This is a genomic window from Pseudomonas sp. GW822-FHT04H02 (assembly GCF_058800645.1).
Genome location: NZ_JBXAMM010000003.1, coordinates 187,667 through 200,075, shown reverse-complemented (window position 1 = coordinate 200,075; position 12,409 = coordinate 187,667). Strand labels below are relative to the sequence as shown.

Annotated in this window: 11 protein-coding genes; 10 read left to right on the top strand and 1 reads right to left on the bottom strand. The window is 53.8% G+C overall.

The features are described 5' to 3' along the window. The first annotated feature begins 11 nt into the window (after positions 1 to 11). The 10 genes from AC1RMG_RS13140 (at position 12) to AC1RMG_RS13095 (ending at position 11,678) form a co-directional block, all read left to right on the top strand. Positions 12 to 2,219: a bifunctional prephenate dehydrogenase/3-phosphoshikimate 1-carboxyvinyltransferase gene (locus AC1RMG_RS13140; RefSeq protein ID WP_041752460.1), complete on the top strand. Its 2,208-nt coding sequence runs from the start codon at positions 12 to 14 to the stop codon at positions 2,217 to 2,219. Further along, positions 2,216 to 2,905, top strand: a complete 690-nt coding sequence (cmk, locus tag AC1RMG_RS13135; RefSeq protein ID WP_011062580.1) for a (d)CMP kinase — start codon at positions 2,216 to 2,218, stop codon at positions 2,903 to 2,905. Before AC1RMG_RS13140 ends, cmk begins: the two co-directional genes overlap by 4 nt. A gap of 121 nt (positions 2,906 to 3,026) precedes the next feature. Further along, positions 3,027 to 4,721 (top strand): 30S ribosomal protein S1, encoded by a 1,695-nt coding sequence (gene rpsA / locus AC1RMG_RS13130; protein WP_007931318.1) that lies wholly within the window; start codon positions 3,027 to 3,029, stop codon positions 4,719 to 4,721. A 198-nt stretch (positions 4,722 to 4,919) separates the two neighbouring features. After that, a complete protein-coding gene (locus tag AC1RMG_RS13125) occupies positions 4,920 to 5,201 on the top strand; it encodes a hypothetical protein (RefSeq protein ID WP_125063000.1) in 282 nt (93 codons plus the stop codon). Positions 5,202 to 5,341: 140 nt separating this feature from the next. Beyond that, positions 5,342 to 5,638, top strand: a complete 297-nt coding sequence (ihfB, locus tag AC1RMG_RS13120; RefSeq protein WP_053153140.1) for an integration host factor subunit beta — start codon at positions 5,342 to 5,344, stop codon at positions 5,636 to 5,638. A gap of 445 nt (positions 5,639 to 6,083) precedes the next feature. Further along, positions 6,084 to 7,046 (top strand): UDP-glucose 4-epimerase family protein, encoded by a 963-nt coding sequence (locus AC1RMG_RS13115; protein WP_370057863.1) that lies wholly within the window; start codon positions 6,084 to 6,086, stop codon positions 7,044 to 7,046. 88 nt (positions 7,047 to 7,134) lie between these two features. Next, positions 7,135 to 8,154, top strand: a complete 1,020-nt coding sequence (locus tag AC1RMG_RS13110) for an MraY family glycosyltransferase (protein ID WP_401156320.1) — start codon at positions 7,135 to 7,137, stop codon at positions 8,152 to 8,154. A 92-nt stretch (positions 8,155 to 8,246) separates the two neighbouring features. Next, positions 8,247 to 10,241 carry a polysaccharide biosynthesis protein gene (locus AC1RMG_RS13105; protein ID WP_493169402.1) on the top strand — a complete coding sequence of 665 codons (1,995 nt, stop codon included), beginning with the start codon at positions 8,247 to 8,249 and terminating at the stop codon, positions 10,239 to 10,241. A gap of 111 nt (positions 10,242 to 10,352) precedes the next feature. After that, positions 10,353 to 10,682 (top strand): ComEA family DNA-binding protein, encoded by a 330-nt coding sequence (locus tag AC1RMG_RS13100; protein WP_019096112.1) that lies wholly within the window; start codon positions 10,353 to 10,355, stop codon positions 10,680 to 10,682. Between the two features lie 201 nt (positions 10,683 to 10,883). After that, positions 10,884 to 11,678, top strand: a complete 795-nt coding sequence (locus tag AC1RMG_RS13095; RefSeq protein WP_103289558.1) for an SDR family NAD(P)-dependent oxidoreductase — start codon at positions 10,884 to 10,886, stop codon at positions 11,676 to 11,678. A gap of 25 nt (positions 11,679 to 11,703) precedes the next feature. Here AC1RMG_RS13095 and AC1RMG_RS13090 read toward each other — a convergent pair whose 3' ends face one another. Beyond that, on the bottom strand, positions 11,704 to 12,264 hold the full coding sequence (locus AC1RMG_RS13090; RefSeq protein WP_072442838.1) for a TetR/AcrR family transcriptional regulator: 561 nt from the start codon (positions 12,262 to 12,264) through the stop codon (positions 11,704 to 11,706). Between the last annotated feature and the right edge of the window lie 145 nt (positions 12,265 to 12,409).

Sequence of the window (12,409 nt, the reverse complement as noted above, 5' to 3'; positions counted from 1 at the left end):
CTGCTGTGCCTATGATCGGTCGCCTGGTGGTGATCGGCCTGGGGTTGATTGGCGGTTCCTTTGCCAAGGGTTTGCGTGAAAGTGGCCTGTGTCGTGAGGTAGTCGGTGTCGATCTGGATCCGCAGTCCCGCCAGTTGGCGGTCGAACTGGGGGTGGTGGATCGCTGTGAAGAAGATCTGGTCCTGGCTTGCCAGGGCGCCGATGTGATTCAACTGGCGGTGCCGATCCTGGCCATGGAAAAGCTGCTGGCTCTGCTTGCCGGTATGGATCTGGGCCAAGCGGTGCTGACCGATGTCGGCAGCGCCAAAGGCAATGTGGTGCGCGCTGCACAAGAAGCTTTCGGCGGCATGCCTGCACGTTTTGTCCCGGGGCACCCCATTGCGGGCTCCGAGCAGAGTGGTGTGGAAGCCTCCAACGCGCAGCTGTTTCGTCGACACAAGGTGATCCTGACGCCTCTGGAGCAGACTGATGCCGCGGCGCTGGACCTGGTCGACAGGCTTTGGCGTGAGCTGGGGGCGGATGTCGAGCACATGCAGGTCGAGCGTCACGATGAAGTCCTGGCGGCGACCAGCCATTTGCCGCACCTGCTGGCGTTCGGTCTGGTCGATTCCCTGGCCAAGCGCAGTGAAAATCTCGATATCTTCCGTTACGCTGCGGGCGGGTTCCGCGATTTCACGAGAATCGCCGGCAGCGACCCGGTCATGTGGCACGACATCTTCCTTGCCAATCGCGAGGCGGTACTGCGCACACTCGATACATTTCGCAACGACCTCGACGCTCTGCGTGACGCGGTCGATGCAGGGGACGGGCATCAATTGTTGGGCGTATTCACTCGCGCCCGGGTTGCCCGCGAGCATTTCGGTAAAATCCTGGCCCGCCGGGCCTATGTGGACGCTATGAACTCCAACGATCTGATTTTCCTGGCAAATCCTGGTGGCCGCCTGTCTGGGCGGATTCGTGTACCGGGCGACAAGTCGATTTCTCACCGCTCGATCATGCTTGGCTCGCTGGCTGAGGGCACCACTGAAGTGGAAGGTTTCCTCGAGGGCGAAGATGCTCTGGCGACCTTGCAGGCTTTCCGCGACATGGGCGTGGTCATCGAAGGGCCGCATCATGGTCGTGTGACCATTCATGGTGTTGGCTTGCACGGCTTGAAGCCGGCTCCAGGGCCGATCTACCTGGGGAACTCCGGTACCTCGATGCGCCTGCTGTCGGGCTTGCTGGCTGCACAAAGCTTCGACAGCACGTTGACTGGCGATCCGTCCCTGTCCAAGCGTCCGATGAATCGTGTGGCGAACCCGCTGCGGGAAATGGGCGCGGTCATTGAGACGGCTGCCGAGGGTCGCCCGCCGATGGTGATTCGTGGCGGTCACAAGCTCAAGGGGCTCACCTACACCTTGCCGATGGCCAGTGCGCAGGTTAAGTCCTGCCTGTTGTTGGCGGGTTTATATGCCGAAGGGAAAACCACGGTCACCGAGCCGGCTCCGACCCGTGACCATACCGAGCGCATGCTGCGTGGCTTCGGCTACTCGGTGAGTGTCGACGGCGCCACGGCCTCGGTCGAATCCGGCGGCAAGCTCAAGGCAACCCATATTGAGGTGCCTGCGGACATTTCTTCCGCGGCGTTCTTCCTGGTGGCTGCATCCATTGCCGAAGGTTCCGAGCTGGTGCTGGAGCACGTGGGGATCAACCCGACCCGTACAGGTGTGATCGATATCCTGCGGTTGATGGGCGCTGACATTCGTCTGGAAAACCAGCGCGAAGTGGGTGGCGAGCCGGTTGCCGATCTGCATGTGCGCGCCGCCAAGCTCAAGGGGATCGAGATTCCCGAAGAGTTGGTACCGCTGGCAATCGATGAGTTCCCTGTGTTGTTCGTCGCGGCCGCTTGCGCCGAAGGACGCACGGTGCTGCGTGGCGCTGAAGAGCTGCGGGTCAAGGAGTCTGACCGTATCCAGGTGATGGCTGATGGCCTGCTGACCCTGGGGGTCAAGTGCGAACCGACCCCGGACGGCATCATCATCGAGGGTGGCCAGATCGGCGGCGGGGAGGTTCATGGGCATGGTGACCACCGTATCGCCATGGCTTTCAGTGTCGCCTCGCTGCGCGCCAACGCGCCGATCCGCATTCATGACTGCGCCAACGTTGCGACCTCGTTCCCGAACTTCCTTGCGCTGTGCGCGCAGGTGGGGATCCGTGTCGCGCAAGAGGCTCAGTCGTGAATATTAAGGCGCCGGTGATCACCATCGATGGGCCGAGTGGTTCGGGTAAGGGCACCATTGCCGGGAAGCTGGCCAAGCATCTGGGCTGGTGTCTGCTGGACTCCGGAGCGCTGTACCGGCTTCTGGCGTTCGCCGCGCGCAATCATGGCGTCGATCTGACCAACGAAGAGTCGCTGAAATTGTTGGCGGCTCACCTGGATGTGCAGTTTCTCGGAGCTACCGAGAACCATCCGCAGCGGATCATTCTTGAGGGTGATGACGTGACGGATGACCTGCGCAACGAGCAGGTCGGGGCCTGGGCTTCTCAGGTTGCGGCGTTGCCTGCTGTGCGAGACGCCCTGCTGCAGCGTCAGCGTGCCTTTCAGGAGCCGCCGGGGTTGGTTGCCGATGGCCGCGACATGGGAACCGTGGTGTTTCCCGACGCTCCGTTGAAGATTTTCCTGACTGCCAGTGCCGAGGAGCGTGCTCGTCGCCGTTACTTGCAGTTGAAGGGAAAGGTCGATGGTGTTAGTCTGTCGAGTCTGCTAGATGAGATCCGTGCGCGTGATGAGCGCGATACCCAGCGAGCGGTGGCCCCGCTCAAGCCGGCGGCTGACGCCATACAGCTGGATTCCACGGAGTTGTCCATCGATCAGGTGTTGCAACGCATCTTGAGTGAAATCGCCATTCGCGATATCGCCGGGTGAACAAGAAGGATTGCAGGGGACCAGTCATAGTCCTGCGATCGTTCTTTTATATGAACGTAACCCACATCGTCTGGGGTGTGGCAGATGGGCGGATTCTTCGCCCTTATCAACAGGAATTAAAATGAGCGAAAGCTTTGCGGAACTCTTTGAAGAAAGCCTAAAAACCCTGAACCTTCAGGCAGGCTCCATCATCACCGGTGTTATCGTCGACATCGACTACCAAGCGCGTTGGGTAACCGTTCACGCTGGTCTGAAGTCTGAAGCACTGATCCCGCTTGAGCAGTTCTACAACGATGCTGGCGAACTGTCCATCAATGTTGGTGATGAAGTTCACGTTGCTCTGGATTCGGTTGAAGACGGCTTTGGTGAAACCAAGCTCTCCCGTGAAAAAGCCAAGCGCGCTGAATGCTGGATCGTTCTGGAAGCAGCCTTCGCAGCCGAAGAAGTGGTCAAGGGCGTTATCAACGGTAAGGTTAAAGGCGGCTTCACTGTCGACGTTAACGGCATCCGTGCGTTCCTGCCAGGTTCTCTGGTTGACGTCCGTCCAGTGCGCGACACCACGCACCTGGAAGGCAAAGAGCTCGAGTTTAAAGTCATCAAACTCGACCAGAAGCGCAACAACGTTGTCGTTTCCCGCCGCAGCGTCCTCGAAGCCGAGAACTCCGCTGAGCGCGAAGCTCTGCTGGAATCCCTGCAGGAAGGTCAGCAAGTCAAAGGTATCGTCAAGAACCTCACCGATTACGGCGCATTCGTCGATCTGGGTGGCGTCGATGGCCTGCTGCACATCACCGACATGGCTTGGAAGCGTATCAAGCATCCTTCCGAAATCGTCAACGTTGGCGACGAGATCGATGTCAAGGTTCTGAAGTACGATCGCGAGCGCAATCGTGTTTCCCTGGGCCTGAAGCAACTGGGCGAAGATCCATGGGTTGCTATCAAGGCTCGTTACCCAGAAAGCACCCGCGTTACCGCTCGTGTAACCAACCTGACCGACTACGGCTGCTTCGCTGAGCTGGAAGAAGGCGTGGAAGGCCTGGTACACGTTTCGGAAATGGACTGGACCAACAAGAACATCCACCCTTCGAAAGTCGTACAAGTCGGCGACGAAGTGGAAGTTATGGTTCTGGACATCGACGAAGAGCGTCGTCGTATCTCCCTCGGCATCAAGCAGTGCAAGTCCAACCCATGGGAAGACTTCTCTGGCCAGTTCAACAAGGGCGATAAGATCTCCGGCACCATCAAGTCGATCACCGATTTCGGTATCTTCATTGGTCTGGACGGCGGCATCGACGGTTTGGTTCACCTGTCCGACATCTCCTGGAACGAAGTGGGCGAAGAAGCCGTACGCCGTTTCAAGAAGGGCGACGAGCTGGACACCGTTATCCTGTCGGTTGACCCAGAGCGCGAGCGTATCTCCCTGGGTATCAAGCAACTGGAAAGCGATCCGTTCTCCGAGTACGTTCAAGAGAACGACAAAGGCGCAATCGTTAAGGGTGTTGTAAAAGAAGTTGACGCCAAAGGCGCCATCATCACCCTGGCTAACGATATCGAAGCTACTCTGAAAGCCTCCGAAATCAGCCGTGACCGCATCGAAGATGCGCGTAACGTTCTGAAAGAAGGCGAAGAAGTTGAAGCCAAGATCATCAGCGTTGACCGTAAGAGCCGTGTAATCCAGCTCTCGATCAAGTCGAAAGACGTTGAAGACGAGAAAGAAGCTATCCAGAGCCTGCGCGACAAGCCAGCTGCTTCGGATATCGCTGCTGGTCCTACCACTCTGGGTGACCTGCTGCGTGCACAAATGGAAAAGCAGAACTAAGTTCTGTCAGACCATAAAAAGGGCGACTTCGGTCGCCCTTTTTTGTGCCTGAAATTTGAGAGGTTGGGAGCAGGGTGCTGGGGAAACCAATTTGTGCAATGAGTTGTCTCTTTCTTAGGTGGGTCGGCTGCGTATTTGAGTCTAGGCTTACTCAATAGATGCATTATTCAAGCAGCATAAGCTGCCTTAAGGAAGAGCATGAGCAGGTTGGGTGTAGTGGTTTTGATTCTTCTTTTGGCAGGGTGTACGACCAATGTAAAGACCCATGCGACACGCGGGGTCAGTGGCATAGAGGTCGACTGTTCGGGGCTGGGGTCGGATTGGGATAAATGCTACAAGCGTGCTGCGCGTGAGTGTAAGACCAATGGCTACAAGGTCATTACCAAGTCCAGTGATGCCAAGGATGAGGAGGGGGATTATCCCTTCGGTTGGAATCCGGCGGGTTATCTGACCCGAACGATGCTGGTCATGTGTCGATAGGGCGGCTTTGCGTTTTTGTCACTGCATCTTCTACAAGAAAGGAGTTTGTATTGGTGTCGCAGATGGGCTGTTCAAAACCCTCAGAGCATGCTAAAACCTTTGAAGCACTGACCTAGCTGCTTGAAAAAGAAGGGAAAAATATGACGAAGTCGGAGTTGATCGAACGAATTGTCACCCATCAAGGGCTGCTCTCATCCAAGGATGTCGAGTTGGCCATCAAGACGATGCTTGAACAGATGTCTCAATGCCTAGCCACTGGCGATCGAATTGAGATCCGAGGCTTTGGCAGCTTTTCGCTTCACTATCGCGCACCTCGTGTAGGTCGTAACCCAAAAACAGGTCAGTCAGTCAGCTTGGATGGAAAGTTCGTTCCCCACTTTAAGCCGGGTAAGGAGCTTCGTGATCGAGTTAACGAAGAGGAGGTGGATGGCCTGTGAGCCTAAGATAAAAATACTCTAGATGAAGTCGCTTTTAGTATGCTTTTCGTTCGTCGAGTAAGGCGGAATGCTTGTCTTGTGTTGATCGAATAGGTCTTTGGCTTGAGTTGGGTTGCTTTTAAGCTATTTTTATAGTGCCGCTTCTGGGTTTCTCCTGGCGACTTCCTTGTTTCTACCGTCCTAAAATCCCGCAGCGTTGATTGTTCTTCCTTTCAATCGAAGTGGGCATTAAGTCTTTTTTGATATCGACTGATGCTTTGCGATGGCAGTTCTGCTGCTTGCGCGATTACCTGGAGCAGTGTCTGCGGTATTCTGCGTTGCATTGAGGGTGGGATGTTTTTTTGATGGACAGTATGGCTCGGCAGGTTGTTGGCGGCGCATAATGTCATTTTCGAGTGTTTCAGATATTACTCTGTGGCGCCAGTTTTAGAAGGTACGGTAGATAATGGCCAGAATCCTTTTGACGGGAGCATCCGGTTTTGTAGGTGGCGCTGTTCATGAGTGTTTATCTAAGAGTTCACCCCATAAGTTAACTGTTGTGTTGCGAAAGCCCATTCCGGCCTTGGCAGCTACCACGTCTGTTACTCAGGTAGAACAGATTGATGGTATGACGGATTGGAGTTCGATACTGCTTGATTGCGATGTCGTAGTACATGCGGCTGCCCGTGTCCATGTAATGCATGAGTCCTCACTCGATCCTCTCGAGGCCTTCCGGAAGGTCAATGTGGAAGGGACGCTAAATTTGGCTCGCCAGGCAGCTCAGCGTGGTGTAGGTCGATTCATTTTTATCAGTTCCATCAAGGTTAATGGTGAGGGGACACTGCTCAATGTTCCTTACACTGCTGATGATGAGCCCGCCCCTACAGATCCTTACGGTATTTCCAAGATGGAAGCGGAAAAGGGCTTGATGATCATTGCCTCTCAAACAGGAATGGAAGTTGTAATTATTCGTCCAGTCCTTGTATACGGTCCTGGTGTTAAAGCAAACTTTTTCAATATGATGCGCTGGTTGTATAAGGGAGTGCCTTTACCTTTTGGGGCAATAGATAATCGTCGTAGTTTGGTGGCATTAGATAATTTGGTGGATCTGATTGTTACGTGTATTGATCATCCATTAGCTGCAAACCAGGTGTTTTTAGTTAGTGATGGTGAAGATCTTTCGACAACCGAACTGCTGAAAAGAACAGGGCGCGCATTGGGTAAACCTGCTCGCCTGCTGCCCATACCTAGTGGGATCCTGAGTTTTAGTGCTGCATTGATGGGCAAAACGCCTATTTCCCAACGACTGTGCGGTTCTCTTCAGGTTGATATATCCAAGAATCGCGAGCTATTGGGGTGGGTTCCTCCTCTGAGCGTAGATAAAGCACTTGATGCTACAGCGAAATACTTTATTGATAGTTGTGTTTGAGTTTTAATGTGTTTGAAGGGCTTTTTGGTTTGCGTGGCGTGGCTCTAATGGCTTTAAATTTTTCATGCGCTTTAAGGGTTAAAGTTACATGGTGATTTTGTTTTTTATGTTAGTGGTAGCCGGTGTTTCGCTTCTACTAACTTGGGTATTGCGACGCTATGCTCTAGCTCGCAGCTTGATGGACGTTCCCAATAGTCGCAGCTCTCACTCGGTGCCTACCCCGAGAGGGGGAGGAGTTGCAATTGTCCTGAGTTTTCTGGCCGCTGCGCCTCTGTTGAGCGTGTTGGCTGATGTTCCTCCGCTGTCAATAGGCTCCTTATGGGGAGCAGGAGCACTGATAGCTGTAGTTGGTTTTTTAGATGATCATGGGCATATAGCGGCGCGTTGGAGGCTGCTCGCGCATTTTATAGCAGCGATCTGGGCGCTGAGCTGGCTAGGGGGATTGCCTGCGATTCATGTGTTTGGCTTTGATCTTAATCTTTCATGGCTTGGGCATATCTGCGCAATTTTCTACCTAGTCTGGATGCTCAATCTATACAACTTTATGGATGGTATCGATGGGATTGCCAGTGTTCAGGCAGTGAGTACGTGTCTTGGTGCCTGCGTAATTTACTGGTTTGCTGATGCTCCATCATTGATTTGGCTGCCACTGTTATTGTCGATGGCAGTGCTGGGTTTTCTTTATTGGAACTTCCCTCCTGCACGTATTTTCATGGGGGACGCTGGCAGCGGTTTTCTTGGGCTTGTTCTGGGGGTTCTTTCCGTACAGGGAGCTTGGGCATCCTCGCGCTTTCTTTGGGTGTGGTTGATTCTTCTTGGCGTCTTCATTGTTGATGCGACTTTTACTCTGATTCGGCGGTTAGTTCGCGGAGACAAGGTCTATGAAGCACATCGTAGTCATGCTTATCAGTTCGCCTCCCGCCAGTTTGGTCGGCATCTACCAGTGACCTTGGCGGTCTTGGGGATCAATACACTCTGGCTGCTGCCAATCGCCATAGGCGTGGGGCTGTTCGGGTTGGATGGTATTATTGGTCTGGTACTGGCTTACGCGCCGCTGGTTTTTCTTGCTTTCAGGTTTCGGGCGGGTGAGTTGGAGAAAACAGGCTGATACTGCCTAGTATTCGAGACTGCCAAATAGGGCGCTTTCCATCAGTATGCAACATAGATCGAGGCTGAAGGCCGAGGTTCGAAAAAGGAATTATGGATAAGATACGAACACTTCTGTTGAGGCTCCCGCGGCGGCAGAAGAGGGTGTTGCAGGTAGTCACCGATATTGTGTTGGTGTGGATTGCGCTGTGGATGGCTTTTGTCGTCAGGCTGGGTTTTGATGACCTGAACAATCCCTTTATTGTGCATTTCTGGCTATTCGCCAGCGCTCCGGTAGTGGCTATTCCGCTGTTCATTCGGTTCGGGATGTATCGCGCCGTCATGCGTTACTTCGGCAACGATGCCCTTATTGCTATCGTTAAGGCTGTAACCTTGTCGGCGCTGATTCTCGCTCTGATTGTCTATTTACATAGCAATCACCAGACCGTGGTGCCGCGCTCAATCGTATTCAACTATTGGTGGTTGAGTATGGTGATGATTGGCGGACTTAGGCTGGCGATGCGTCAGTACTTTCTTGGTGACTGGTTCACCACCGCCCAGCATGTACCCTTTACCAATCGTGATGATGGTTTGCCTAAGGTGGCTATCTACGGTGCTGGAGCGGCAGGCAATCAACTGGTGGCGGCGTTGCGATTGGGGCGGCTGATGCGTCCTGTGGCCTTTATCGATGATGACGGCAGTATTGCCGATCGGATGATCGCCGGGCTGCAGGTGTATAAACCCAAGCATTTGCAGCAAATGATTGATGACACGGGGGCAGAAGAGATTCTCCTGGCAATTCCCTCATCCAGTCGTAGCCGTCGAAGAGAGATTCTGGGGTATTTGGAAGGGTTCCCCTTACATGTACGAAGTGTTCCCGGTTTCATGGATCTGGCCAGTGGCCGAGTGAAAGTCGATGACATTCAAGAGGTGGACATAGCTGACCTGCTTGGGCGTGACGCGGTCCCGGCTCAAGTTGACCTGTTGGCGCACTGTATCAAGGGGCAGACAGTTCTGGTGACAGGTGCTGGAGGGTCTATCGGTTCTGAGCTTTGTCGGCAGATTCTGCTCCAGGGCCCTAGCACGCTAATATTGCTCGATCACAGTGAGTTCAATCTTTACAGTATCTTGTCCGAACTTGAGCAGCGTGTATCGAGAGAGTCTCGGCTTGTAAAACTATTGCCAATTCTTGGTTCGGTACGCAACTACGAAAAGTTGCTGTCAGTCATGAAAACCTGGAGCGTCGATACGGTTTATCACGCTGCTGCATATAAGCATGTTCCGATGGTAGAGCATAATATCGCTGAAGGTTTACTTAATAATGTCATGGGGACGCTCAATACCGCGCAGGCCGCACTGCAATGTGGTGTAGCCAACTTTGTATTGATTTCTACGGATAAGGCGGTTCGCCCAACCAATGTCATGGGTAGCACCAAACGACTGGCGGAGCTTACGTTGCAGGCGTTGAGCAAGGAGCTGGCCCCGGTTCTGTTCGATGATTTGTCAAATGTGTCACGGGTTAATAAAACTCGTTTCACCATGGTCCGTTTCGGGAATGTACTGGGCTCTTCAGGTTCGGTTATTCCGCTATTCCATAAGCAGATCAAGTCTGGTGGCCCGTTGACGGTCACGCATCCAAAGATCACACGTTATTTCATGACCATCCCAGAGGCTGCCCAATTGGTCATTCAGGCAGGTTCGATGGGGCAGGGCGGGGACGTATTTGTATTGGATATGGGCGAGCCAGTCAGAATTGTCGAGCTGGCAGAAAAAATGATTCATCTTTCCGGGCTGAGTGTTCGCTCGGAGAAAAATCCTCATGGTGATATCGCGATTGAATTTACTGGCTTGCGGCCTGGTGAAAAGCTTTACGAAGAGTTGCTGATTGGAGACAACGTCGCCGCTACTCAGCACCCGATGATCATGAGTGCCAACGAGGATCATCTACCGTGGGAAACACTCAAGCTGAAGCTCGCTGAACTCCTTGCAGCCCTTGAGTTGGACGACTATGCAAGAGTTCGCCAGTTGCTTCGCGAGACCGTAAGTGGCTACACACCGGATGGTGAAATCGTCGACTGGGTCTATCAGCAGCGTCGTCTCAAACCTTGAATCTACATAAGCAGTAACTCTCTGGCTTTTGATTTGCTCGTGGCATCAACCTAGGTTTGGAAGGCAGCTTTGGAAAGCTGCTTTCCTTACTCGATGTCATGGAGCGTCACTATGCGTAACTCTTTTTTCACCTCATTGATCTTTGCTTTTCTCGCCAGCTTTGCACTTGTCACTCAAGCAGCGCCGGGGCCCAAGACCCAGCCCGGTTCTGCGCAAGTGGCGGAGCAGGCGCCGATTCAAGCGAGCAAGGTCAACCTCAATACGGCGGATGAGGCTGTGCTGCAACGCGAGCTTTATGGGGTGGGGGCTGCCAAGGCCAAGGCGATTGTCGCTTATCGGGAAGAAAATGGGCCCTTTGCTTCGGTGGACGAGTTGCTGGAGGTCAAGGGGATTGGCAGGGCAATTCTGGAACGAAATCTGGATAAGCTCGAAGTCAATTGAGTTCTCCCGCATAACGTTTGAAGGCCGGTCTCTGACCGGCCTTTTGTATTTCATGAGTGGGGTAGCTGACAGTGAATCTCTATCGCCTGGATTGATTATTTTCATGATGGCTCGAAAATATTATGGTAATAATATTTTTGGGCGCCAAATGTTTCTGGCCGAAGGCGCTCATTACTTTCATGCATTGTCAGGAGTCCAGCTATGAGTTCGATTCAATCCCAAGGTACAGCATTGGTCACTGGGGCCTCATCCGGTATTGGAGCGGTTTATGCCGAGCGACTGGCGGCGCGAGGTTTTGATTTGTTGCTGGTTGCTCGGGATGAGGGACGTTTGAAGGTGGCAGCCAATGCGTTGAGCGATAAATATAACGTGCAAGTGGAGGTGTTGAAGGCGGATTTGACGCTCAAGAAGGACTTACTGAATGTCGAGCAACGTTTGCGCGACGACTCCCGTATCAGCTTGCTGCTGAACAATGCGGGAGTAGCTGCCAACGGGGCTTTGGCTGGCGCCGACCTGGATCAGATGGAGCACATGATTCAGCTCAATGTAGTGGCACTGACCCGGCTGGCCGGGGTGGCTGCAACGAGTTTCTCTGCGACTGGGCGTGGGGCGATTATCAATATTGCCTCGGTGGTGGCCTTGATTCCTGAGCGTTTCAACGCGACTTATAGTGCAACCAAGGCATATGTACTCAGTTTGACTCAGTCGCTGCAGGCTGAGTTGAAGGGCAGCGGGGTTCGTGTACAGGCTGTCTTGCCGGGTGTCACTCGTACCGAAATCTGGGAGCGTTCAGGGCTCGATGCCAAGGCCATTCCGGCGGAAATGGTGATGGAGGTACAGGAGATGGTCGATGCGGCGTTGAGCGGCTTGGATCAGGGTGAGTTGATTACATTGCCTTCGCTACCCGATCCTGCGGATTGGCAGGCTTTGGTGGCGGCGCGCTTGGCTCTTGGCCCCAATCTGTCCAGGAGCAGTGCGGCCGCTCGCTATAAATAAGAAGAGTAGGTTGGAGCGGATCGCTTCAGCGCCGCTCCTGTTCCTTCAGGCCCTCGCGAACCACCTCCAGTATCCGAGTTCCCAACTCCGGGTTTTCCACGCTACGAGAAAGCATGAGTGCACCGACCAAGGTGGACATGAGCATCAGGCTTCGCTCGGCTTTCTGTTCGCCTTCCAGCACCGATTCTAGTTGTTCCAGCCTGGTGTTGAGCACCTCATCTGTAGTCGCACTGGGTTGCCCGCGCTGGCCGAGTTCCGAGCTCATGGTCGGTAGCGGGCAGCCTTGATGAGGGGACTTCTGGTGCCACTCGCAGAGGTAGTTATCGATAAAGGCTGGCAGTGGATGCTCTTGTGCGAACAGTGCAGCGCAATGGGCGTCCAGCTCTTGGGCGGCGGCGCGCAGGGCTTCTTCTACCAGTTCATCCTTGGACTTGAAGTGGGAATAGAAGCCGCCATGGGTCAACCCCAGGGCTTTCATCAGTGGCTGTAGACCTGTTGCACCTATCCCGTCACGCCGAAAACGTTCTGAAGCTTCCTTGATAATGCGTTGATGAGTCTGGGCTTTATGGTCTGGCGAGTAACGCATTTGAGAAACCTCCGCAACTAGAAGGCCATTTTAACCAAGGATTATCAGATCATGCCCCTACTTCTAGGCAGGGATTGTCAGCGTTGACAGCTTCCCGACAGCTTTTCGTGAGGGCATAAGGGGGTGATTGAAGTTGGCACGATAA

Bases quoted from the DNA above. Each gene is read 5' to 3' on its own strand.
- AC1RMG_RS13140 (WP_041752460.1), top strand. From the start codon at position 12: ATGATCGGTCGCCTGGTGGTGATCGGCCTGGGGTTGATTGGCGGTTCC.
- rpsA (WP_007931318.1), top strand. From the start codon at position 3,027: ATGAGCGAAAGCTTTGCGGAACTCTTTGAAGAAAGCCTAAAAACCCTG.
- AC1RMG_RS13125 (WP_125063000.1), top strand. From the start codon at position 4,920: ATGAGCAGGTTGGGTGTAGTGGTTTTGATTCTTCTTTTGGCAGGGTGT.
- ihfB (WP_053153140.1), top strand. From the start codon at position 5,342: ATGACGAAGTCGGAGTTGATCGAACGAATTGTCACCCATCAAGGGCTG.
- AC1RMG_RS13115 (WP_370057863.1), top strand. From the start codon at position 6,084: ATGGCCAGAATCCTTTTGACGGGAGCATCCGGTTTTGTAGGTGGCGCT.
- AC1RMG_RS13110 (WP_401156320.1), top strand. From the start codon at position 7,135: ATGGTGATTTTGTTTTTTATGTTAGTGGTAGCCGGTGTTTCGCTTCTA.
- AC1RMG_RS13105 (WP_493169402.1), top strand. From the start codon at position 8,247: ATGGATAAGATACGAACACTTCTGTTGAGGCTCCCGCGGCGGCAGAAG.
- AC1RMG_RS13100 (WP_019096112.1), top strand. From the start codon at position 10,353: ATGCGTAACTCTTTTTTCACCTCATTGATCTTTGCTTTTCTCGCCAGC.
- AC1RMG_RS13095 (WP_103289558.1), top strand. From the start codon at position 10,884: ATGAGTTCGATTCAATCCCAAGGTACAGCATTGGTCACTGGGGCCTCA.
- AC1RMG_RS13090 (WP_072442838.1), bottom strand. From the start codon at position 12,264: ATGCGTTACTCGCCAGACCATAAAGCCCAGACTCATCAACGCATTATC.